General features: G+C 52.4%; 4 protein-coding genes. 1 reads left to right on the forward strand and 3 read right to left on the reverse strand.

Annotated features, from left to right (window positions below; translation table 11 throughout):
• Positions 1–42 precede the first annotated feature (42 nt).
• Positions 43–531: a hypothetical protein gene (locus XMG48_RS08575; protein WP_173481647.1), complete on the forward strand. Its 489-nt coding sequence runs from the start codon at positions 43–45 to the stop codon at positions 529–531.
• On the opposite strand, the gene XMG48_RS08580 is transcribed toward XMG48_RS08575, so the two are convergent.
• The 3 genes from XMG48_RS08580 to XMG48_RS08590 form a co-directional block, all read right to left on the reverse strand.
• Positions 528–3,305 (reverse strand): BamA/TamA family outer membrane protein, encoded by a 2,778-nt coding sequence (locus XMG48_RS08580; protein ID WP_173481648.1) that lies wholly within the window; start codon positions 3,303–3,305, stop codon positions 528–530. The two genes, XMG48_RS08575 and XMG48_RS08580, sit on opposite strands and share 4 nt — an antisense overlap.
• An 8-nt stretch (positions 3,306–3,313) precedes the next feature.
• Positions 3,314–4,534 carry a TolC family protein gene (locus XMG48_RS08585; RefSeq protein ID WP_173481649.1) on the reverse strand — a complete coding sequence of 407 codons (1,221 nt, stop codon included), beginning with the start codon at positions 4,532–4,534 and terminating at the stop codon, positions 3,314–3,316.
• A 232-nt stretch (positions 4,535–4,766) separates the two neighbouring features.
• Positions 4,767–24,068: an Ig-like domain-containing protein gene (locus tag XMG48_RS08590; protein WP_217363837.1), complete on the reverse strand. Its 19,302-nt coding sequence runs from the start codon at positions 24,066–24,068 to the stop codon at positions 4,767–4,769.
• Positions 24,069–24,148: the final 80 nt, after the last annotated feature.

Consider the following 24,148-nt stretch of genomic DNA (forward strand, 5'->3'; position numbering starts at 1 on the left):
AAAAATCTGTACTAATCTGGAGGTAGTGCGTCTGGGGGCTACATGATTTCACCGATTGCTATCGTCAAATTGATCCGACAACACCTTAGGGTTGAATCGTCTGAAATCCTTCGATCTCTGTTGGATAAGTGTCCCCGTTCACTTGATGATCAGAATTGGCGCTGGGAGCTAAATGGCTTTGTGAGCGCGTTAGTCGCCACCGGTCATCTACGCGCGGAATCGCAGCACGAGATAGAGCGACAACTCTTCCCAGAGAGTAACGAGCAGCGCAGAAAACTGGCACGCTCGAAGTCCTTCTCGATTGATGTATTCACCCTCTCCCCGAGCAAAGAGGCACGCAAATTTCAGTATGATGTGCCCGCGCTAAACCCCTTCGATGCCTACGCTAAACTCGCCATGCGAGTAAGCTATAACCGACTGGAGTATGTAGAGGTAGTTCAGGTTTTCAGGGGGACAAAGGATGAGCGAGAGAGCGTTCAAGAACCACTAAAGTATTTTGACCGAAGTGAAATTGTACAGCCGCGAGGTTAGAACTTTTTAACAATTGCGAGCCCAAAAGCTGAGCGCTCGTTCTGATCAACGTTCGCTCGACTGAGATGAGCATAGACCGAAGTATCCTCACTGATATTAACCCGCCCGAATAAGCCTGCAGAGATTGCTGAACGGTCACGCGATAGATTTCCACCACTTACACTGCCCGCGTCCAGATGCACGCCTAAGTCAACTTGCTGGTCGAAGAGGGTAACCGGTTTGGAGAGCTCAACTTGCGAAACAACCCGCGTAGAGCCGCCGCTCGACGCTAGATTTGTCTCCCCGCCCAGATATGAGGCGGTCACCCCACGTACAGAATCAGCGCCCCCTAAATAGAGACGCTGACTCAGAGGCACTGAAGCCATATCACCGCTAATCGCCGAAGCCCCTACTCGTGCATTCAGAGCTAGGCCAGTATCAGCAAGCGGGATAGATCCGGTGTCGTAGTCGATATCCGTACGCCCGTATCCGGAACCGCGATCCAAATTCTGGGCGAGCCCGATGGACAGTGTCAGTCCGTCACCCTCTGTCCAACCGGGCCGCGCCTCAAAGACCGCTTTTGCGCTGAGCAGCATCTGGTCGGCCACGGATTGCCCTGCCGATGCTGCTTGCGATTTAACCTCTGTCTGATGGACCTCGCCACTAACTTTTATCTCAGTCAGATGTAGGCCATCTCCACCTGAAAAATCACGCCATCGCGAACTGAGCTCTGTCGCTCGTGAATCGAAAAAGCGGAACTCTTGTGGGCGGGTACTAAACTCCAAATCAAGCTGGTTGTTCAGGTTGTAATAGACAGGGACGGCCAGATCAATCTCATACTGCCCGTCGATATTACTGCCAACTCGGTAGTCGAGGTAGCGTAAGCCTTGGTAATCGAAAAAATGGCGCCCGTCGAGCGCCCCAAAAAGCTTACCGCCTGTTGTTAAACTTGCCCCAACGCTGAGGTCGCTCTCCCCCGCCTCACCGACGACTTCCGCATCGTAGACACCCGGAATGCGCGCGTAATAATCAAATGATCCGTCACGCACAAAACCGAGATAGTCAAGGCGATCTATCGCCTTAACATGCTCGGCTTTACTGAGGGGTTTACCGTTAAGGTCAGCAAGAAAATCAGGACTCAACGCAATCTCGGCATCCAGCACTTGATGGATGCCGACCGATTCAATGCGCATCTTCTGTCCGGTATCGATCCGTATTCCGTCTGGTAACTCAACCGTCTGCGCTTGCGGGTAACCCAAACGATCGAGGCAACTAAGAATCTCGTCAAGCGTTCCACCGTCGGCCGTCTCTAATATCGGGCAACTGATTTCATCTGATTCAAGCCGCATCCAGTCGATTAAGCGCTGGGTATCGTCAGCTGTGCGAAGATCGAACACCCGAGTTATCGGCGCAGGTTTAAGTGGCGGTAGTTTGGGCTTTAAATCAACCTCAGGCGGTGTATATGGAACGTTCAATACCTCAAACGGATCGATGCCGTTAGTCGCGGCTAACATTTCGCCGGGCACCTCGGATTGAATAAGGCTGATACCGCTTGGTGGAGTATGGGTTGTTATCGAGAGCTCGTTCTGCGTTTCTGCAGGTGCTGCAAGCCTAGCCTCGGGCAGAATCGTCGTGGAGGCGTCGATAAGCTCTAGATTTTCACTTGCAGACTCTCCCCTCCCCTCTTGTGCCTGAAAGGCTTCAACAGGTAGGTCAACAGCCTGTTTCACTGCGCTTACAGCAGTCACCGTCAACTGTGCTTTGTGCACCTGAGTATTCAGTTCGATAGGCTCTGCTGGAGCGGCTTCGCTCTGAACTTTTGGCGCCTCATCAAGAATTCGAGCGACCAGCGCGTCGATATCTTCGAGTTCGTCAAGTTGCTTGGTTGGCGCGCCAGCAGGTGCCGATTCAACCACTTGCAGATCCTCAGCTGTGTCAGCTTCAGGCTGTGGCATCTTCGCGATTACAGACTGTTTTTCTGACTTAAGCTGTGGGGCAAGATCAACAGCATCTTCTGTCACGGACTCAGCAATAACAGATTGAGCGGAAACAACCGGCTTCTGCACCGGCAAATCGGCACTAACCACGATCTCTAGCGGCTCCGATTCAAAAGCCGGCGCCGATTCAGCCAGCAGTTGATCAAGCGTCAAAATTCTGGGGGCACCCGGCGATAGCGTATCGATGGGTAGCAACGTCAGCGTCTCAGAGACTGGGCTCTCATTGCCCATTGTGTCTACTTGATAGGCTGCAACTTCAACCACTTCGGTGCCATCAAACAGCCCCGGACGCGCGACATACTGCTCTACTTCAGCACCCTGAGTAATCTCAAACCAATCGCTATGGTGCTGCTGCTCAACCAGAAGTCCATTAACACTGAGAATCGGTACTGAACCAGCCGGCAGTTCAAAACCGTTGGTGTATCGTTCAGAGAAGTTGTTTGCGATCTGTGCGATTTCAGGCGCTTCCGGAGCTGTGGTGTCTAGCGAGGCTAACTCTAATCGAGACGGCTCTGCAGATCGGTTACCGGCGGCGTCAACTGCAAAGGCCTGGAGTTCGAGCACTTCAGAGCCATTAAAGGCTCCCTCCAGGGCAAGATATTTATCAAAGTCACCGACGCGCTCAATCGAGAACATATCAGAGAGTTGCTCAACGCTCAGCGTTTCGCCATTCACACTCAGACGCACCTCTGAGTTCGCCTCTACGGCAAAGCCCTGCTCCAGTGCCCACACAGCACTTGGCACTGCTGAAAACAGCAGTGCTAGCAGAAGGTTGAGGCGAGCAGAGAGGCGCTTCATATCAGACCCTAGCGGTAGATGAAGTCCAGCGAGCTGGCACGATCAATCTGCGCCTGCTGCAGCTCTGCTTGGAATTTATTGAGATCGAGCTGGGCGCTTAGCAGCTCATCATAGGCCGATAGCAACTCAAACAGGGAGACACGCCCCGCTTTGAAAAGACGCTCTTTTGAGGCGAGTTTCATGCCGACGGTATCAATCGCGAGTTGCTGATTCGGGATGACCTCGTCACGCAACGCCATAATACGCTGCTCTAGGCTTACAAGGTTGCGGATACGACGTGCGTTACTCACCTCACGTTCAAAGCGCAACGCCTCCACTTCCGCTTCCAACGCCACAGCACGTGCGGCTTCTACCCGCCCCATGTTGCCGTATGAGACATTCATCTCAATACCGAGGCTGGAATTGTCCTTGGCAGTATCATCAACAGGTACTGACCCAACGAGATCCACGTCGGGTCGTAGCGACAGTTTATTGGCTTCCAGCTCAGCTACTTTGCTCTCTAAACGAGCGTCCAGCGCGGCGATAGAGCTGTTTACAAACTCTTGCGTCAACGGGTCTGCCAGCCCGTCTTCCATGGGCAGTACATCCAGCGTTAGCAGCTGCAGATTCTCGGTGCAGGCCAGCAGATCCAGTTCAGTTTTTACCAACTGCTGCTGCAGACGATTCTCATTGATTCGGTTTTTGTTCTGCCAAACCTTGGAGAACACCGCATTCTTATCGCTCTCAGATGAGAGTGCCACGTTGGAGCGACGCTCTACCCTATCTAACACCTCTTGCTGCATACCGACGATGGTTTGTAGCGTAGATATATCGTTCGAGAGTCGGTTGAAACTGGACTTGCGTTGCAGCAGCTCTGCAAGTTTCTGCAGACCCGTCTCATAGCTATTTAGCTGCTCAACCTGCAACTTACGCTCGGCAAAAGCCTCGTTCGCTTCAAACTTACCAAAAGACATCAGCGTGTAGCGCGCTGACGCATCCAAACTGTTGTCATTGGAGCTGTCAGCCAAGTATTTGCCGTTAGCGGAGAGCGAGAAACTGGGCAGACGTTTAGCTTTTTCCGCCTCGACATTACCGGCAGCAACACTCACCGCTGCATCTCTCGAAATCAGCTCCGGCGAGCATGAACGCAGTTCGGCGAGCAACTCATCCATTGTCTGCGCCGAGACATGGGTTGCACCAACCAAAAGCAGCGACGCTGTTACACCTGACAAAACAGTTCTAAAAAACATATCCAACACTCGGTTTAGGCCGCCGAAGCGGGTTTAACTGAGTCAATATAAATTGACACGATTGTGACAAAAAATACTCCTTTTTGTCATTTGTGTCAAATATGTCACAGATTATTTTGACAGATTGTCACGCGGTAATCAAAACGCCATTACTACCATCAAGTCATTGATATAAATAAAAAAGCCCACCTTTTCAGGTGGGCTTTTAATCCGAGAGCTCCGTCTTTTCTCATCAACTCCAAGTGTAATTAACAGTCGAGTCCTCTGTTTCAGTTTGTGTATCAAAACTACCGTGTCGAACTGCAATCTGTACATTAACATCATTCAATGTACCTGTATCAGCGCCGTTAGCATCGACATCAATAGCAACGCTTGCTGATCCAACGGTCACTTCTGCTGCTGTCAATTCATGCTCGTCAACCTTAACACCATCGATCCATATCTCGACAGTATCACCAGCGACAGCTTCGTTGATATCGAGCAATAGCTCGACGGTTGAGCCGTCACCATCACTAGTGTCAGTAATGGCGTTCATAGCAACATCAAGGTCAGTATTCACAGCGGAGCTTCCAGTGACAGTTAATGTATCTGACGATACAGCACTGAAATTACCCGCCAGATCCATCGCAACTAGCTTATAACTACCGTCCATTAATCCATCCACTGTAAAGCTTACCGTATCAGTTGTCGTGACGTTTTCACCCACTAGAACACGCGTCCACTTCTCTGAAGAAAGCGCAAATATGTCTTGCATGTGTTGGTCTGAGTTTGTTGAAACATCAGTGAGCCCTGCATATGCATTCGCCTCAATGAAGTACAGATATTCGCCGGTTTCAACGCCGGTAATATCGATACTTGTGCCTTCGCTGGCTGTCAAAGCATTTGAACTCGCACCACTAAGAACTGGTGAATTAGCAGCAGTTTGATCAAGGGTGAAATCAAAGCTCTGTTCAACGACCACTTCTGATCTACCATCGTCAACTAGCAGCTGATAGCCGACGTTTGCATTACTGTTATGATTCCAAGTAAATGTCATATCAACCAAAGCATGACCGTTCGAATCAGCAGCCCCTATTGACCCAAGTGTCAACGTAGGTCGATCTGGATTGTTAGCACCAAAAGCTGTATCCAGTGAACCTTGCAACGCGGAGACAATATCGCTATCTGTGCTTGTAGAATTGAATCCCCATGCCAGCTCCACAATAGTGGAACCAAAACGAAGGTCCCCCGTAAACTGGCGTCGTCCATCCCCCCCAATGTCAACCTGGAAGTTGACTGTTTGAATTTCCGGGTTGCTGCCGTCGCCATGTTGGGTCACAGTCGCCAATGCCCCTTGTTTGACCTCTGTGGTAAATGACGCATTGTAGTCCGTTGCTCCATTAGTTACCGAGACTGAACCAGTAATCAGTGTGTCAACTTCACCAGTGTTTTGAACAAACTCACGTTGTTTCAAAACCCCCAAATTAAGCAAGTCTTGAGACAGGCTCACGGTAAAGTCTTCACCAGAGAAGCGCTGAACATTAAAGCCACTACTTCCACGAGTAGTCTCAAACCCGACTGTATTCAACGTATTATTGGTTACGAATAGACCATCCAATAAGTCGCCAACAGTGCCACTAGAAGAAGTGTAGGACAGAGTTTGAGACGTACCCGATCCAACACTGAATGTCAGACTATATGTCCCGTCAGCAATAGTTGCATTCTCGTTGTCTACAACAATCTGAAAACTGCTACTGTCGGACAACCACTGCCCTAACAGCGGATCCGAGAAAAGCTGATCATCTCCATTATCCAACGCGCTTAGAGAGTTCTTAAAACTCGAGTCAGCATCGTAAACCGTCTGCCCGTCGAAAACTGTACTTATGGCTACGAATTTATTCGCAGCGTCCAATACAGGGCTGAAGCTACCCGTGAGCGCGCCGTTCGTTGTGTCGCTTTGATACGCCGTTGCAGTCACAAGGTCGTCATTAAACAGACCTGTATCTGAAGCGAAACTGAGCGATTCAATTCTTGGTGGCTCGTAGTCAGTTACAACGATATCAAATCGGCTTGCAAGAGATGCAACCCCTGCTGGAATAGCGAGCTCCAACGGCGTGCCATTACTTGAGACAGGGAGTGATTGTCCGTTAACAGCACTAAACCCAGTAATATCAAGATCAGTAGATGTGCCATCACCTACCGCTACTGTGTAAACGCCAAATAGAGCTGTCCTACCGAATTCTTGGTCGTATTCGGGACGCATCAAAACAGTCGCACCGTTGTCTAGTGTTGCTTGCACAACACCACCTGCAGTGTGATCAAGCGGTGTTGTAGTCATGACAACGAACTCAATGCTGTCGCCAACGTTCAACGTTACGGTCTCGCTAGGGTCAACAAAACTCCCGATCATTCCGATGTAGGGGACTGCCGGCATCAACGCACTGATTTCAGCCAAGGTATCTGCCGTCGCAGCGGTCGCTACTTCAATGCTAGCATTAGCAGAATTAAGCGCATTGCTATCCAAAGTAATACCCAAGGCTGCATAATCCGCCACATCTGGGATTGCGTTAGTAATACTATCCTCGGCATAGGCCGCGATCTTAGCGATGGCATCCAGCCTCGCGACAATCGATGCAGAATTAAGCATTGACTGAATGCTGGCTGCGTCAGTCAGAGTATAAGTATCCGATCCCTGCGTACCCACTGACGTCTCTTTGAGTAACTCTCTGATCGCGTCAATGTTGCTAGCATCAATAGTTTTAGCCGTACCGGCAGAGTCATAGCTGGAAACACCTATAGAGGCGAAGTCATTCGCATCTGGTGCGGTACCTGTGCCGTCTGCTTCGGCGTAATCAGTAATGAGTTTTAATGCATCAAGTGCAGTGACAACTGAGCTGATCTCCTTCGATGTATCAAACTCACTATCAGCACTACCAGCAACTATGTATTCAACAACTTCAGCAATATTCGCAATGCTTACAGTTGTGACACCAGCAGCAGTGAAGTCCGCTACTGACGGAGCCGACCCATCGCCGTTGACCGTAACAATACCCGCAGCCGTGCCTGAGGACAGACTCAACGTGTTCGAATTACCGTCACTGAGCGACCAATCGCCTGTACCGTCGTTGACAGCAACACTGAAGGTTGCGCCGTCAGCCCGGGTAATCGTAAGACCTCCGGTTGCTGCAGCAGTGATGACAAAACCTGAGTTGGCACCAAGGTCTGCCGATAGCTCGGCAGCTATGCCACCCCAGCCACTCTCAGAGGTCATCGTTGCCGTCAGAACTTGGGCTGCCCCATAAGGACCCGTGAGCGTCAGATTTACCGTATCAGTATTGCCCACAGTTGGTGTAGTCGTGTCGTCTGCGAGGGTAACACTGTTAGGGATAACCGTCGCCAACTCAGAGATTTTTGCAATCGCAGCTAAGCGAGCAGCAATAGCACCTGAATTCAATACGGCACGCAGTTCGGCAGCTGTTGTGATGGCGGTATCGCCAGAATCGTCGCCGTAGCTCGCACCAGCGATGACCTCATTGATGGCTGCTATATTGTCGTTTGAGATTGGCACATTGAGGCCATCGCTGTTCACAACGAAGCGCATACCAATAGCCTGATAATCCGCTACGGTCGGTACGCCTGTTTCACCTGTATCAGCAGTGAAATCGCCATCTGTGTCGGCTGCACCATCGCCATTCGCGAAAGCCTCAATGCGGCCCATGGCATCCAAGTAGGTATCAATGACCGGCTTGATCTGCGGCAAGGTAGACACATCGGCCGCGCTCTCTTTGGCAAAGACCAGTGCGTTGATATCGGCAACATTATTAGCATCCACCTCGGTGAAGCCGATGGCGTTATAGTCCTGATAAGTGGGTTCAGAACCAGACGGAAGATCCGCATAGTCTATCGCCGCAGCCTTCAACTCTAGCTCGGTCATCTCAATGCCAGCACCACCGAAGGCCTCTCGAACATTGATCTTAAAGCCCGTATAAGCCTTGGCGTCGACATCTGAAACATCAAATGTCAGTGATGATCCATTTGAAGCTTCGTAGTTATCAGCAGACATCATGAAGCGTGCGGTATCTGTAACGACACCTGCTGCTGTCCATGTGATATCTAAGCCTGTTCCAGACGCTGACTCAGTTACCGTAAAGGCCGCTGAGGCAGAAGTCGCCGCGCTATTGAACGCCGCAGCTATTTCAGCAACGGTCGGATCAGTATCTGATGTGATCGATAGCGTAACGCCGCCCACATTCAGGTCGTAGATCGTGTTTGCTTTAAGTGCGGGCAATACAATCTGCTGTATTTCGGCAGCAGACAGGCTACCTACGGTTGTTTGCGTCGCTGAGGTCAGATCACTGCTGAAGGTCTTAATAACTTCCCATTCACCAGCGTTGTTATCCCAACCCATAATATCGAAATCAGCAGGCAGTTTGCTGTAATCACCCGTAGTGTTCGCTGCATGAATTATGAAGTGATCGAGTACTGATGGCTCAACACCCATATCACCCATGTCATACCAACCCACCTGCAGCGGGTTATCCTGGCTTGGATCTACTGATGATGAATATACAAGTGCATCCGAGTTATCACTGTAAGCCAGCTTATCGAATAGCGCCTGTGCTGCCTGCCAATCATCTGCACCGTTTGAATTTACCAGGCCATTAAATTCGTAGGGTGAGGTGATGTAACGAACATCAATGTTATCAATAAGGAATTCTGCGCCTACGCCTTGGCCTCCAGAGTAGTCGAAAGAACCACCAACAAACACAAACTTGTAGCTACCAGTTGCATCAGCAGGAACAGTAACAGTTTTGGTTTGCCAAGATGTTTCAGTCGTATCGTTCGGGCTGGTGTAATCAAGCAGCTTGATAGTTGAACCATCGTTAACGTTCACCAAATAACCCAAAACGTCCGCGGCATCACCTGCAGCAGTCGCCTTCCAATCTACCGATATTGTCGCACCTGCAGTAAGCTCAATTGCTTCATTACTGTAGATCGCTGGGCCGTGAATAATTCCGTAAGGATAATTTCCGTTCGTGCCCGTCGTGTATTGTGTCGAGCCTACATAGCCGCTTCTAACCAAGCTGGTACCCAAGGACTGTACACCAGTATCTACTGACAAGACATTACCGCGACCCGAGGCATCCGGATCATCTACAACGCTTACCGTCGCAGGACCGTCTTGGTTCCAGTCATAAGGCAAATCAGTCAGGTAGTTAGTGCCATTTTTACCTATCGCAGTTGTATCTGCCCCAACATTCGACTCCACAGGTGACACAAAACCTGCCAAAACAGTTACACCAAGGTTCACCTCTCCGATATAGGTTGTCCAACCATTGATATCATTACCCGAGACAGTATCAAAGCCTGCGTTTTCAAATTCAGGTATTAGAGAGATAAAGTTCTGAACCGTGCCCATAATTCCAGACAAGTCAGGCTCAGCCCAAGCGCCAATTTTGTTGACGATCTCATTAGCAGAATCGACAAACGGCTGCAATTCAACGACCGTGTTCACCGTGCCGTTGGCACCACCAGTAAAGAGTTTGGTGTTAATTGCTGCTGCGAGCGATTCATTGATTTCGGCGGTACTGTTGGTAATACCTAGTACACCGGCATTGTTGTAGTCATCGGCTGATGGAATGCTGGCAGCATTACCGCTGTCAGCCACATAGGCATCGTAAGCCGCTTGATCAGCAAGGTTGCTGACCGTTTCTGCGAATGCAGCGATCTTATCGAGTGCCGCCGCACGCAAGCCGAAACTGCTGTTGCCAGAATCGACCGTCTCACCCATCGCTAGACGGATGGCATCCTCAATCTCTGCTGCAGTATCAACAGTATTTGCGTACGCCAGGTTGGTTTCGTTGCTCGCAGCATCGGTAGCGTTGTCGATCACATCGACACGAGCGCCGTCACCAACGTAGCGCATACGCATCACGTCGTTGACCTGCTCGAGGTTATTGGCATCGATATCGACCATCTGAGTACCGTTGAATATCTGAGTAATCCCCAGATTTTCGTAATCGGTAATAGAAGGTACGAAGTCGCCAGCCAGGTCGGTTGTACCATCAATGGCAAAACCATTGGCGTTAGCGTATTCGGTAATCTTGATGCGAGACGCCAAGGCCTCGATCTCAGACAGCTCATCTACTTCGGCACGGCCAATTGGCTGAGTGAGAAGTAGCGCATTGAGTTTAGCCACATACTCGGACGGGAATGCTGCCAGGCCAATATTGCTGTAGTCAGTCGCCGTTGGAATTTCGCCACCATTATTGGCTGCGTAAGAGACAATCTTCGCGTAAGACGAGAGCTCTGTGGATGCGGCGTTAATCACCGACTGCTGCTCAGACTGAGTGCCTGCCAGCGTTGTGTCGCCAGTACCCACTGCGCTATCAGCAAAGAGTGCGTTCGCCATGCCGAGGTTGTACTCGTTGACACCCTTAACTTGTGCCGCCACGTAATCTTCAAGTGTCGGTACCGTGCCATTACCGTCAGAGTCAGCGTAAGCACTGATCTTAGCGACCGCATCGAAGTACGGTTTCATCTCAAGCGCTTCTTGTACCAGTAGCTCGATCTCAGCGGTGTTGTCTGCAAGGTCCGATGCTGCATCAAGGGCGAAGCTATTCACCCACGCAAGGTTAGATGCATCTACGGCATAGATGCCCAGCGCGTGGTAATCCGCAACTGTAGGTACTTCCAGGCCAGTGGCGTCAGTCGCATCGGCATAGGTTTCAATACGCACCTGTGCCACGGCAGCCTGAATTTCAGCGGTCGTGTTCGCGCCACCCGTGTTCAGAGCCTGGATAGCGCTGTTAAACGCATCTTTGTTGCCGGCTGCAACGCCCACGATACCCGCAGCTTCATAGTCAGCCACATCAAGTGTTGTGACACCATTAGCGCCGTTATTGAAATCTTCGATCTTCGCGATCGCGGAGATGACACCATTCACCACAGACTGCAGCTCTGGGTTGGTATCTACGTCTGCTGCTGACTTACCACTCAACACCTGGTTGATAGAGGCTAGATTGTCAGTCGTCACGCCGGTTACGCCCGCTTGCTCGAAGTCTGAAACGGTCATAGAGACGTTGCCGAGTGCTTCGGTGGCATAAACGGTCAGTGTTTTAACACCTGCTTTAACGGTCGGGACGTCGTTTGGCATACCGCCGTATTCAACCATGTAGCCCTGAATTGAGCTATTGTTAAAGCGGAAATCGTTCCACATCCCACTGCTCAGGTAGTGTGCATGGTCCTCGCCACCTGAATCGTTCGGTTCACCACTCGCCCAGTTCGCGTACTCGCCATTGACTGCTGAACCGCCTGAGGCGCCTTGCCAAAATTGAGTCCCAGCCTCAGGACCGGTCATCCACTTCCAAACGCCCTCACTAGCCACGTCACTGGCGCCAATCCAGGCTTGCGCACTCACTTTTGACGCGATAAACGCATTTTCATTCGCACTAGTTGGAGTGGCCAGATACCCTGTCATACCCTCGAATGTTCGACCTTCAGCCGCCGCTTTAGCGTTATCCCAGGTGATACCTGAGCTCGCGACGTACTCATAGAAATGGTCATTCTCAGGGTTGTAAACCATGCCACCCGGCTGAACATCAATCGAGATATCGACCTTCTCGTTACCGCTGGTGATCTTGGTCTGCAAGGTTTTCAGTGCCGCATTGATCTGTGCCTGTGTACCTTCAATACAGATCTCATCGCCGCCGGTTGTCGCGTAATCGAAGCCAATTTGAATTTGAGTAGCCCCACTCAGGTTACCGATCTTCACATCGCCACCTGTGGCGGTGATCACCACACGCAGGCTGCTCATACTTTCAAAGCCAGTTAGCGCATCGTTAACATAAAGACCACCGCTGTATACACCGGTATCTGCTTGTACCAGACCCGAGTTTGCAATACCGACTGCAGGACTGAAGTCCTCGCGATCGATCGACAAGGTGTAGTCTTCAGCGCTCTCGTTGCCATCAGCATCAATGACTGAGAAGTCGAGTGAGGTTGCAGCATTTGTACTCGCTGGTGTGTAAGTCAGTTTGCCATCGTTAATGTCAGCCACACTGATGCTGTCATTTTGAGATACTACTGTACCATCAAGCTCAAGCGTTCCCGCTGCAGGCAGCGCAGTAATTTTGATTGACGCCTGCGCATCGCTGCTTGGATCGGCGTAATCACCGAAGTCCGCCAGTGTCAGGGTCTGTGCGACAAAGTTGGTGCCGTCATGGCTGCGACCGATAACGATCTGGCTATCGTTGCTGATCGGATCAATATGATCGAGATCGAAGGTTGCCAGCTTGTTGATGGCGGTGTTTGCAGGTGTAACCAGTGCTTCGATCGCAGAGATGCTATCGCTGTAGCTACCGGAAGCTATCTGCGCTACCTGGTAGTTCATCGCCGCTGCGTTATCGTCATCAGCACCGTTGATACCCGCTGCCACATAGTCTGCACCCACTGGCGCCTGATTGTTGGCAGGATCATCATTGTACTCAGCGATAATCGCGCGCGAGATAAACGCTTGGATCTTATCCACTGAGTTCAGTGCATCGCGGTCCAAGGTGTCGGACACTTCATAACCCGGCAGACGATCCAGCACACCGCTCATGCTGCTGCCATCGACACGCAATAGCCCTGCATTGGTGAAGTCAGCCAGGCTGAAGTCCGCTTTAACCACGCCATTTTCGGTCAGCATGTAGTCGACGAACTTCATCAGCGACAGCATATTGGCGCCGTAAGCGTCGATCGCCGCCTGTTGGCTGGTGGCGTCATCGGCATCGAACAGGTTGTTCGGTGCATCGTCGGTGTGACCAACGCTATCTTTGGCAAAGATCGCGTTCACGAACGGCAGGTGCTGCGCTGTGATCGCATTGTCGTTTGGATCGACAAGGCCTGCGTTGGTGTAGTCCTGCACCTCAGGAGCAAAGTAGAGCTTCTCAGCAACGGCGCTACCGCCAGTGACCATTGAGTTAGCATCAATGTAGTGCAGCGTACCTTCATAGCCCTGTGGCACGGTCAGTACGGCAGAGGCACCCGCTTGACCAGCGGTGCCCGTGGTAACCAAGGTAACACCGGCTGGCAGACCGCCAGAGCCATCAGCGTTGATACTAAAGGCCAGATCGGTACCGGCCATCGAAGCCTGTGACAGATCGAAGGTGTAAGTACCCGGTTTCAGATCCAGTGTTGGCGCTTCTGTGCCATCAATGAAGAAGGCGTTGCCACCAGCATCTGCTCGCACATCTGTGTAGAGCGCATAACTCTCGCTAACCGCTGGCCACTGACCATCTTGATCGGCGTAGTAAGCGATCTTCTCAGCCGCAACATTCGCGACCAATGCCTGCACCTCTTCAAGTGTGTCAGCATTGAGGTACTTAATACCGCTGTCAGCCAGTTTATTCAGTACAGCCTCGAGGTTGTTGTAACCGCTCGCTGATGTAGACGTACCTGTCCCTACAGAGAGGTCAGTTCCGTCAGCTACACCGCTGATACCCGCCGCTTCAAAGTCAGCGACGGTGAGGTGATCGTAACCGTTGGCATCGCCGGTATCGGCATCGCCATCAAGGTCGATCGCGCCATCTGCTTCAGCGTAGTTGGCGATCTTCGCCATCGCGGCGAGCATGGCCGCTGCACCATCGATAACCTGCTGCTGTTCAGCTTGGTCATCGGCATCGCCTGCAGCGGTTAGGCTACCGGCAAAGAGTTCGTTCAGTGCAGGCACCATCGCTTCAGTGATCGCGCTGTCGTCGTAGCTTACCAGATCCGCGTTGAGGTAATCCTGCAGGATCGGTGCAGCACCGTTGCCGCCATCAGTATCGGTCCAGGCTTTGATCTTCTCGATCGCCACCTGTTTCACGAAGGCCTGCAGTTCTGGGGTGGTATCCACCGCTAGACCGTTGCTGCTAGAACCCATCGCTGCCAACTTAGTCAGCAGCGCTGGAATGTTGTTGTTATCCGCCACACCGCTTGCGCCACAGAGCGCAAAGTCGGCCGCGGTTGGGATCAGCGAGCTATCTGCTGGAGTTAGCACATTCGCTTCGGCGTAGGCGACGATCTTCGCAAACGCGCCTAAGCGATCCGCTGCGCCATCGATGACTGCCTGTACTTCAGTGCGGGTTGAGGCTGGGTCATCACCCTCATCAGCACCCACAAGGGCTGCGGCAAAGAGTTCGTTGATGGTCGCGATGTTCGTCGCATCGATGGAAACGCGCGTACTGTTGCCCGCATCATAGTCGACTACACCGATAAAGCTGTAGTCTTGGACAGTCGGTATATCGTCTGTATCTGTTGGTGACGTGGTACCATCCGCATCAAAATCAGACGCACCATCGGCGTTCGCGTAGGCTTCGATCTTCGCCAGTGCATTGCGTGACTCCTCCACGCGTGCCGCAAGATCAGTCGCCAGGTTAGTGACATCAGACAGATCATCTGCGGTCAGAGCCAAGCGAGCATTCAGCATCGCCACCTCTTCGGCATCAGCCGCCGTCACACCCAAGAGTGCCCACTGCTCAATAGTCAGACCCTCAGTGCCATCGCTATCGGGGCTGTTGCCCTGGATCAGATCGATCAGATCAGAAGTAGCGTTAGCCAGCGCCTGCAGACCCGATACAGTCGTGATATCACCGCTTCCCAGATCACTTGCGACGATCTCTTGCAGGTAAGCTAGCTGTTCAGCCTGATTCGCGTTATCCGCTTTCAGTGTCACACCCAGGTCGGTAAAGTCAGCCGCATCCAGCGTGATACCGCTGCCATCGGCACGCAGATCCAGAATGTGGTTGTAGCTATCCACCACCTCTTGGATTGAGGCAGCAGTATCCAGTGTATTCGTAGTATTGATCAGCGCATCGTTGATCGAGCTGAGGTTGTCGGTATCAACCCCATCGATGCCCATTGCCGCATAATCAGCCTCGTCAATGCCGGTAAGGTCATCGGTCGATGCAGCAGTGAGAATGTCACTGTGTGCTGCAATCGCAGCGTCGATCAGCTGTTTTAGGGCTGCGTAATCTTTCACATCAGACTCATCGGTCTGATCGCTCAATACGCGCTGGATGGCATCCAGGTTGTCATCGGTCGCACCGACAAAGCCCAGCGTATGCAGCTGCTCTTTAGAGACAACCGTAGTGTGTGTCGCATCATCGTCTGAAGTGCGCAGCGTGTTGGCAAACACCGCATCGATCGCATCCACGATGTCCTGCGTCTCTGCCACAGTATCAACTTCTGAGTAACCCAGACTCGCAATCACGCCAGAGGTGAGTTCTGCCACAGCCGCTTCAGTGCCAGCTTCTAGCTCGACACCGATATTAGTCAGATCGGCCACGTCAATGGTGCCGCTGTCGTTGGTCGCGGTCTCAAGGATGGTGTTGTAGCTGTCTACTACCTCTTGCACGCTTTCGGCAGTAGTGAGGCTGTTATCGGTATTGATCAACGCATCGTTGATTGCTGCGAGGTTACCGTCGTTGGTGTCATCACCATCAGATAGGTCGCCGCTAACACCGTCGATACCCATGTTGGTGTAGTCGGTGGTGTCGATATCGGTCAGATCATCAGTTGTTGCCGCTGCAAGAATATCGGCATGCGCATTTACAGCATTGTCGATCAACTGTTTCAGATCCGCGTACGACTTCACGTCAGACTCATCGCTCTGATCGCTCAGCACGCGCTGGATCGCATCCAGGTTATCATCGGTTGCGCCATCAAAGCCAAGTGTATGTAGCTCGTCTTTTGACACAACTGTAGTGTTCTCAGTGTCTGTATCAGACGTACGCAGGGTATTCGCAAACACCGAGTTGATCGCATCGATCTTCGCCTGTACGTCGCTGACGCTTGACACATCCGCCGTACCGAAGGTCGCAATGATGCCGCTGGCTAGTTCCGCCACGGCCTCTTCGGTACCCGCTTCAAGCGTGACACCAATGTTAGTCAGATCGACCACCTCAATGGTGCCCGCATCATCCTGTGCGGTTGCCAAAATATCGCTGTAGCTATCCACCACCGCTTGAATCGCTTCAAGGCTGACAATGTCATTCGGGGTATTGGACAGCGCGTCTTTAACGGCCGCTGCCATCTCATCGCCGGTCATCGACCCGATATTTACATCGGTCACACCATCGATACCCATGTTCTGGAAGCTGTCGGCATCGACCTCAGCCAAGGCTGCAGTAACTGCCGCTGCACGCGCATCGGCATCTGCATGGGTTGTATCTTGAGCAGTTGCAGTGAGACCCACGATCGCATCGAAGGCATCCGAAGCAGTGTTAAGAACCGCTTTCAGATCCGCGTAGTTAACGATGGCGTCGCTGCCCTCGCCTTCAGACTGATCCAGCAGGACTTTCTGCAAGGCGCTCAGTCGACTATTGGCGGACTCATCCTGTAACAGGTCTCCAAAGCCCAGCGCAGTCAGGTCTGCATCGCTAACAGCCACAGGCGTAGCTGTGCCGTCGACATCCACGGTTTCACCGTTGGCACGGGCAAGGACGTTCTCAACGCTAGTCACAAAGCTCTCGAGCTTCGCTACCGAGTTGATCATGTCTGCTTGTTGTTCGGCTGCAGTCGCACCGTCAGTAATATCTGTTTTAGCTGCGGCAACTTCACGCAGGGCGCCCTGCAACAGCGTGGTCTGGTCTTCAGCACGCGCAGCATCGCTGCTCAGGTTACTAACACCAATGTTGTTTAGATCTTCAATCAGATCGACAGGGGTCGGTTGTTCTGTTTCGGCATACACGGTATCGAATACCGCGTTGTAGCTATCCACAACGGTTTCGATCTGGGTAAAGAGGTCACCCTCGCCCTCAAAGCGATCACGTACGGTGCTCAGGGCATCTTGTACCGCGCTGAGGTTGTCATCGGCCACGCCTTCTACTGACATATCAGCGAAGTCCTGCACCGACGGCAATGCCGCAGGGGTATCACCCTGCTCGCTGGCAAAGGCTTTCACCGTATCCGACGCATCGGTCACACGGTTCACCAGTGCTTCCACCAGTGATACCTGACGCAGATCGTTGAGACCGATCGATTCATACTCACCGGTTGGGTTTCCATCGGCATCGACGGTTGGAATCACCGCCAGTTTAGGATCGCCATTGGCATCCAGCACCTGCACGCCGTCCTCATCGAGCACCGGCTCGTAGCGCAGTGAAGTGTTGTTGATCGCAATGCTGGCAGTAAAGGTGGCTGTCCAGTTAATACCGTCAACAGTACTCCAGATCGGTGCACCCTCTACCCCTTCCGTGCTCAGGTCACCACCCACCAGGGCCAGGACATCATCGGGCACCTGTCCCACACGAGTTGGGAAACTCAGCGTAACGGTAGTGTCATCACCGGCAGCCAGTGTCTGGTCAGCAAAGGTGATGCTCGGCTCAGATTTAATCTGCGCCAGGTTCTCAGCCAGTGCTTTGTTAATCGCGCGCAGTTTAGAGTCATCGACATTCTGGATATCGAGTGACTGCAACTCTGCCGTGCTGATACCCGCATCACCATCGGTGCTGCTGGTCGCGTCCACTGAGGTCTCAGTGGTCTGTTCATAGTCACGGTTCAGGGACAGGGTGTCGCTGATCGTACCGACCTGCTTCCATGTGCCTACCAAACTATCACCGGCATCATTAACCGCTAGGGTAAATGGCAGGTCTGCATACGCCGGAGCGGCTTGCGCATCGGCCAGTAGATCAGTAATCAGATCGCCTTCAGCAGCGGTCAGATCAAGGTTGACACCACCAAACGATAGACGGATTTGTCCTGGGGAAACGGCAAAGCCGTTTTCGACAGCGGCACCGTCCACCGCAATGCTTTGAACCGCAAAATTAGCGATATCACCGGCCACATCGATGGTTGAATCGATCGGAGCGGCAGAAAGTGTCTCAGTCAGTGTTGAAATAGCACTCGACTCTGGCTGTGGGCCAAAGGCTTTGTAGCTAATTTCAACGCTATTACCATCAGCGCTCAGCGCGACGGTGTAGTTCTTATCGGCGTAACCGGACTCAGCACGGATCGCATCGACAATGTCCAATACGCTTGGGTTCGCGACACCTGACAGATCAACGTCAACGGCGTCACCGCCAAGGTTCAGCGCAAACTGACCAGGAGCAACGGAACCGTCTGCGGATAGCACTAAACTCTGGCGTTCGGCTACTAAACTGCCTGAAAGAGCCGCCGCATCAAAAGCGGCAATCGCCTCCAGATTGTTAACGGCATTCGCAATGGTCTGAATTTCAGAGCGCGTATCGACTGCCTCATCTTCATAGCGCTCAGTCAGGCGATCGAGCACCTGATCCATAAAGGTGACTTCGGTGTCGCTATCAACTAGATCGCTCGCGGTACCGATGATGAACTCGTTGCGTGAATTATCTTCGGCGGCGTTACCCACCAAGTCTGAAGTTGCTGCATCGACCTGGAAGACCGCTGTCTCGCTCTCTTCAGAGAAAGTAGGTACCGGCGTGTAATCTGGGTCCGCTTCAGCAGCAGCCAATTCAGCGACGGAGATCGCCTGAGTCAGGTCAAACGACCAGTCAAACGCCCAAGTATCGCCGATCTCGTCGTAGACGATGTTCTCAAGGCTCAAGCCCGCTGGGAGCTCGGCATCTTCATCGCCCAAGAATGTGCTTTCGACCTTGTACTTGAAGCGCTCGTCAGCACTGTTGTTGATCAGGATGAAGAAGTCATCACCCGCGTTAAGACCCTCAATGGCACCGGACACCTCAAATGGAGTCTCGGCAGTTGGAGCCTCAACCGTCGTTTCAGGTGGAATGATATCGACCTGTAACAATACCGGTGCCGTGAAGTCAGATTCACTCGGCGCTGTAACCGGGTTACCCTCGATATCAACCGCATCCGGTTTGATCACTGCCGTGCGGATGGGTACCTCTTTCGAGTCCATCTGCAGCGCAATAGCATCGATACTGACAGGAACAGTAACTGCTCCATCTTCTGCGACGTCGTCAGCTGTGACAACGTATTCGATTAGATTCGGTTCGCCAGTCGCGGTGTTAACACCCCACTGAACAAACACGGTATCACCTTCAGCTGCGCCTTTAACGGGCACGCGCGTCTCTTTCGCTTCATCGAGGTTAATACCGTAGCTGTTACCCGCTGCGGACTCGATGTAGGAGACATCGATAAGGCCCGTGTTAACGCCTGAATCATTAAGCTCTACGCTCTGATCAACAACTTCAGGATCTGCAGTAACCGCTGCAGTCTCAATCGACTTGAGCGTATCCGCCAGTTTGTCAGCGCCGGACTGTGTAATTGCAATCGCGGTGCTCTTGCCCAGGCTGGCAACTTTAATGTCAGCCGCAAGGTCAGTGATCGTGTTGGTGAGTGAACCTGTGGCGCTGTCACGCGCAGACAGCATCGCCAGCACCTGGCCGTACTTCTCAGACGCATCAATACCGTCAGTAGCATTAAAGTCCGTGACATCAACACCGGTCTGAGCTTCAACAGTCGCTGAGTTAACCACGGTCGCCGCAGTTTTAACGATATCGTCTATGCCAAAGATTCGGCCGATACCACTGTTATATTCATTTACCTTGGCCACATCAAAAGTGCTAACACTCTCGGAGGCCATGGTCTCTTGCAGTTTTTTCACAGCTAGCTCAGTAACCGGTGATACGGTTACAGTCACTTCGCCTGGCTCAACGATGTTGAACATCGCGCGCATAGCAACGGTTTCACCCTCTTTCGCCAGCGAGACGCCCTGACCAGTGAATTCGTCTATGTAGTCTGCGTCAGGATCGCTATCAATAACTTCCACTAACACTGGACCACGGTAGCCACCTGGGTAGGCTTCATTCGGTGACACCCGAACCGAGGCTTGTCCGGTTTCTGGATTCAGGATGACCTGAGCGACGAGTTCTTCGCCATTGGCATCCAATACTCGTACGGTTGAAGTATCGGTTATGAATAGACCCGCCACAGGAATCGCAGTCAGATCGAATGACTGAGTATCCACGCGCTGAGTCGCCACAATGGTCGCATCCATCGGCTCGTTCTGTGCGAAGTCGACGAACTTCTCGGTATTGAGTCCTACATGCAGATCGGCATAAGTACGGTCTGGGGTTGTCACATCGACAGTAAACTTGGTCAGATCCAGCGTGCCATCTTCGTTGCTCTCGAAGCGGAAGTTAGTCGCCACTAGACCGTCATTTACGTCTGACAGCAGATCGCCATCGCCATCCACACGCACGTGAATAGCAGGATCAACCTCTTCGAGGGTGACACTGAAGTAGCTCAGGATCTCCGCCTGATTGTCCGCCACGATCTGCTCAATGGTGGCGGTATCCGCTGGATCAATGCTTGGATCAACGCCCGCAACAGTGGCCAGCAGCAGATCCATCATCTCGTTAAATTCGAAGGTGTAGCTGAGCGTCTCGAGGGTGCGAACAATGTCCTCACCATCCGCGTTTTCGGTAAAGCTATCACTCGTACCTACAGACTCTGGGCCATGGGTATCCACCACCGCCGTAGTGTAGTTGCGACGGTCAGTGACCATCTCAACGAGTGCAGGGTTACCTGCATCATCGGTGAGTACGGCGCCCTGCTCGGCAAGACCCAGGACTTCAAGATCGGTGGTATTGATATCGTCTGCGGATACGGTGTACTCAAAGCGCAGCGTATCGGTGCCATCGCCCTCCACATAGGTGGCGAGCTGACCGTTGCTCAGTGCCAGTACTGGACTGCCATCGATCGCTTCAGAGGTATCGACATTGATCACATCATCAAATTTCACTTCGAAGGCGATGGTGGTGCCGGCGCTGTAGTAACCGTCGTTGGTTGCGTCAACAGTGGCGCCAGTATCGTTAATAGCTACTGTCTCAACAATGCTAACCGTCTCAACAATCGGTGCATCGGTATCCACTTCAACCTGAGGTTTCACATGGCCTGCAACAATCGCATTGTTGAAGCTATCGGCGACCAGTGCGTTGCCCGCAGCATCAGTAATTAGCCCGTCATTGAAGCTGACCGACGCAACCGTCAATGAGTCTGTCGACAGATCATCATCCTGCACGTCGTAGCGGAACAGCAGTGTGTTCGAACCGGTACCCGATACGTAGGTCGCGGTGCCGCCGTTTTCGAGCAGTAACGTTGGACGCCCTTCGGTGGTATCCACATTGAGCCACTCTGAAGCGGTCAATTTAATCCAGATCACATCACCGATGTTGTACATGCCATTTTCAGACGCTTCGGTGCTGTTGTAGGTCGCTTCGACTGAGCTAAAGCCCAGTACCACGGGCTCGGTACCATCTACGACTACCGATTCCTGCAGACGGTTATTCGAACCTAAGATGGTGTTAGCGCGATTACCGGCCTCATCCACCACCAGTTTGTCATTCTCAAGGAAGGTGATCACCTGCAGTGGGTGACCTTCCGCGTGGTCTGCGCTGTAGGTGTATTCGAACACCCACTCATCAGAACCTGAACCTGAGACATACGTCGCGAGCTCACCATTATTGAGGAAAAGGGTCGGCAGACGCGGGCTATCCGGATCGTCCGGACGGTCCTCGAGTGCCACTTCTTCAGTAAACTTCACGGTCAACTGAACGGTATCACCCACCGCATAGGCACCGGCCTCTGCATGGATACCTTCGATCTTGGCTTTTACCGTATCGACTGGCTGTAGCAGAACATCCGACGCTTTGTTGGGGTTGCCGGCCTCATCAGTGACAACGCCATCCATCACGCGCACTTTAATCGGCTGCGTGCTATTGCGATCGGGGGTCACAACAAAGCTGTATTCGCCTTCAGGACGACCCGAGTTATCGGGGGTCTCCAGGCTTAACTGATCAATGGTACCGCCTTCGACTGACAGTTTAGTCAGGTCAAAATCCTGTACCGATTCAGAGAAGTTCACCACCATGCGCACATCGCCATTAACGATGCCGTCCGCATCCGAGCGGATGGTCACGGTTGGGTAAGCGCTATCCAAGGTGTAGCTAGCCGCTGGCGAATCGCCTTCGCCGAAGTTACCGGCTAGGTCTGAGACCAGATTGAGATTCAAGCTGAGAGATTGTTCACCGGCTTGAGTATCTTTGAGTGGCGTGAATACGGCAGTCCAAGTGACGTTGTCAGTTGTTTCAAACTCGCCGATTGAACCGTTTTCTACATTGAAGAACTCTGGGCGCAGCTCTTTCACTGCACCGTTGAACGTAATTGTCAGCGTTGCAGCTTCGCCTGCACTCAGATCTGCGGAACCGTTCTCGTCGAGAACGCTGATAGACTCTACTTCTGGTAGCGTCAGATCGATAAAGATCCCACCCTCAGCCTGCGCAATCGCACCGCCATTTGGCAGGGTCAGATCCGCAGATTCACCAGCAACAACGCCGTTGAAGGTGGCGTAGTTGGTGCGCAGTTCAGCAATCGCCAGTGCGTCCGACTCAAAATCAGTCGCTTGAACGGCATAGCTGAAGACTAGGCGTGTTGGTGTAGAGGCTGCGGCGTTGTAGGTGGCGATTTCGCCATTGCTTAGTTTCAGCTCTGGGGTACCCAGCGCATCGTTCATCTCAACCGGCTTGTTCCAACCCAGGGCGATATCGATGATCTCGCCTTCGTTGTAGTGACCGGCATTGGCAGAGATGGTTTTGATGTAAGGTGTCGCTGCATCAACCACCACATCCGAGCGGTACGCCAATCGGCTGTTATCACTCAGGATCGCCATATTGGCTTCGTTGCCGGAGATGTCCCTGAACACCGATCCGTTAGTGATCAGAGCATGTACATCCAGATCGGTTGTATCAAAGTCATTTGGCTGAACGGTGTAGCGGAAGTTCAGGAAGCTTGAACCATCGCCATCCACATACTCAGCAACCGCACCGTTGCTCAGTGCAAGGATCGGTGAACCGTTGGTAAAGTCGATGTAGACGTTTTCGCTGAACTGAACGGTCAGTTCTACGCTATCACCCGCCAAGTAAAGTGCATCTTCAACCGCAGAGATGGTGACAATCGTTGGCGCAACGCCATCAATTTCAACCACTGCATGGTTCGAGAGGTTGGCACCCGGCGTGATGTATGTTTTTGCGTCGTTACCCGCATTGTCGGTAATGTTGGCACCGTCTTTAACCAGTGCCTGCACATTCAGCGCATCGACCTGATCGTTCTGTACCACGGTGTACTCAAACACCAGTGTGTTGGACTCACTTCCGCGAACGTACTCAGCCACCTGGCCGTTGTTTAGGGCAAGGAAGGGTGTGCCGTTGACGGCATCAACGTTCACCACTTCGTCATATGTGACGGCAATCGCGATGGTATCGCCGGCAGTGTAGGAACCACTCTCGGCATTGATACGAGTAATTTCAGGCGCACGGATATCCCAAGGACGCGCAATCGACTGCTCTGCATTGAGGTTACCCAGGCTATCGGTCATCGTGCCTTTGCGCAGCGTGACAGTCACATCGCCGGTAGGGTTATCCTGTGCTGCCGCGGTGGGAGCGACTTCCAGGGTGTAGACCTGACCGGCTTGAACTTCAGTAAAGCCACTGGTCACTTTAATGCCGTTAGTCACGACAATGTCGTTCACATCGAAGTCAGTGACCTGCTCACCAAAATCGATGGTGATCAGACGGTTACCGTTGTAGAGCACGCTAGAGCTAAGCTCTGCGACAGGACCCAGGGTATCGATAGAGATCGGGTTAGAGACACTCAGCCCCGTACCGGTATTAC

Origin of the sequence: Marinobacterium sp. xm-g-48 (assembly GCF_013282925.1) — a bacterium.
Classification (GTDB): Bacteria; Pseudomonadota; Gammaproteobacteria; order Pseudomonadales; family Balneatricaceae; genus Marinobacterium_E.

Bases quoted from the DNA above. Each gene is read 5' to 3' on its own strand.
- XMG48_RS08575 (WP_173481647.1), top strand. From the start codon at position 43: ATGATTTCACCGATTGCTATCGTCAAATTGATCCGACAACACCTTAGG.
- XMG48_RS08580 (WP_173481648.1), bottom strand. From the start codon at position 3,305: ATGAAGCGCCTCTCTGCTCGCCTCAACCTTCTGCTAGCACTGCTGTTT.
- XMG48_RS08585 (WP_173481649.1), bottom strand. From the start codon at position 4,534: ATGTTTTTTAGAACTGTTTTGTCAGGTGTAACAGCGTCGCTGCTTTTG.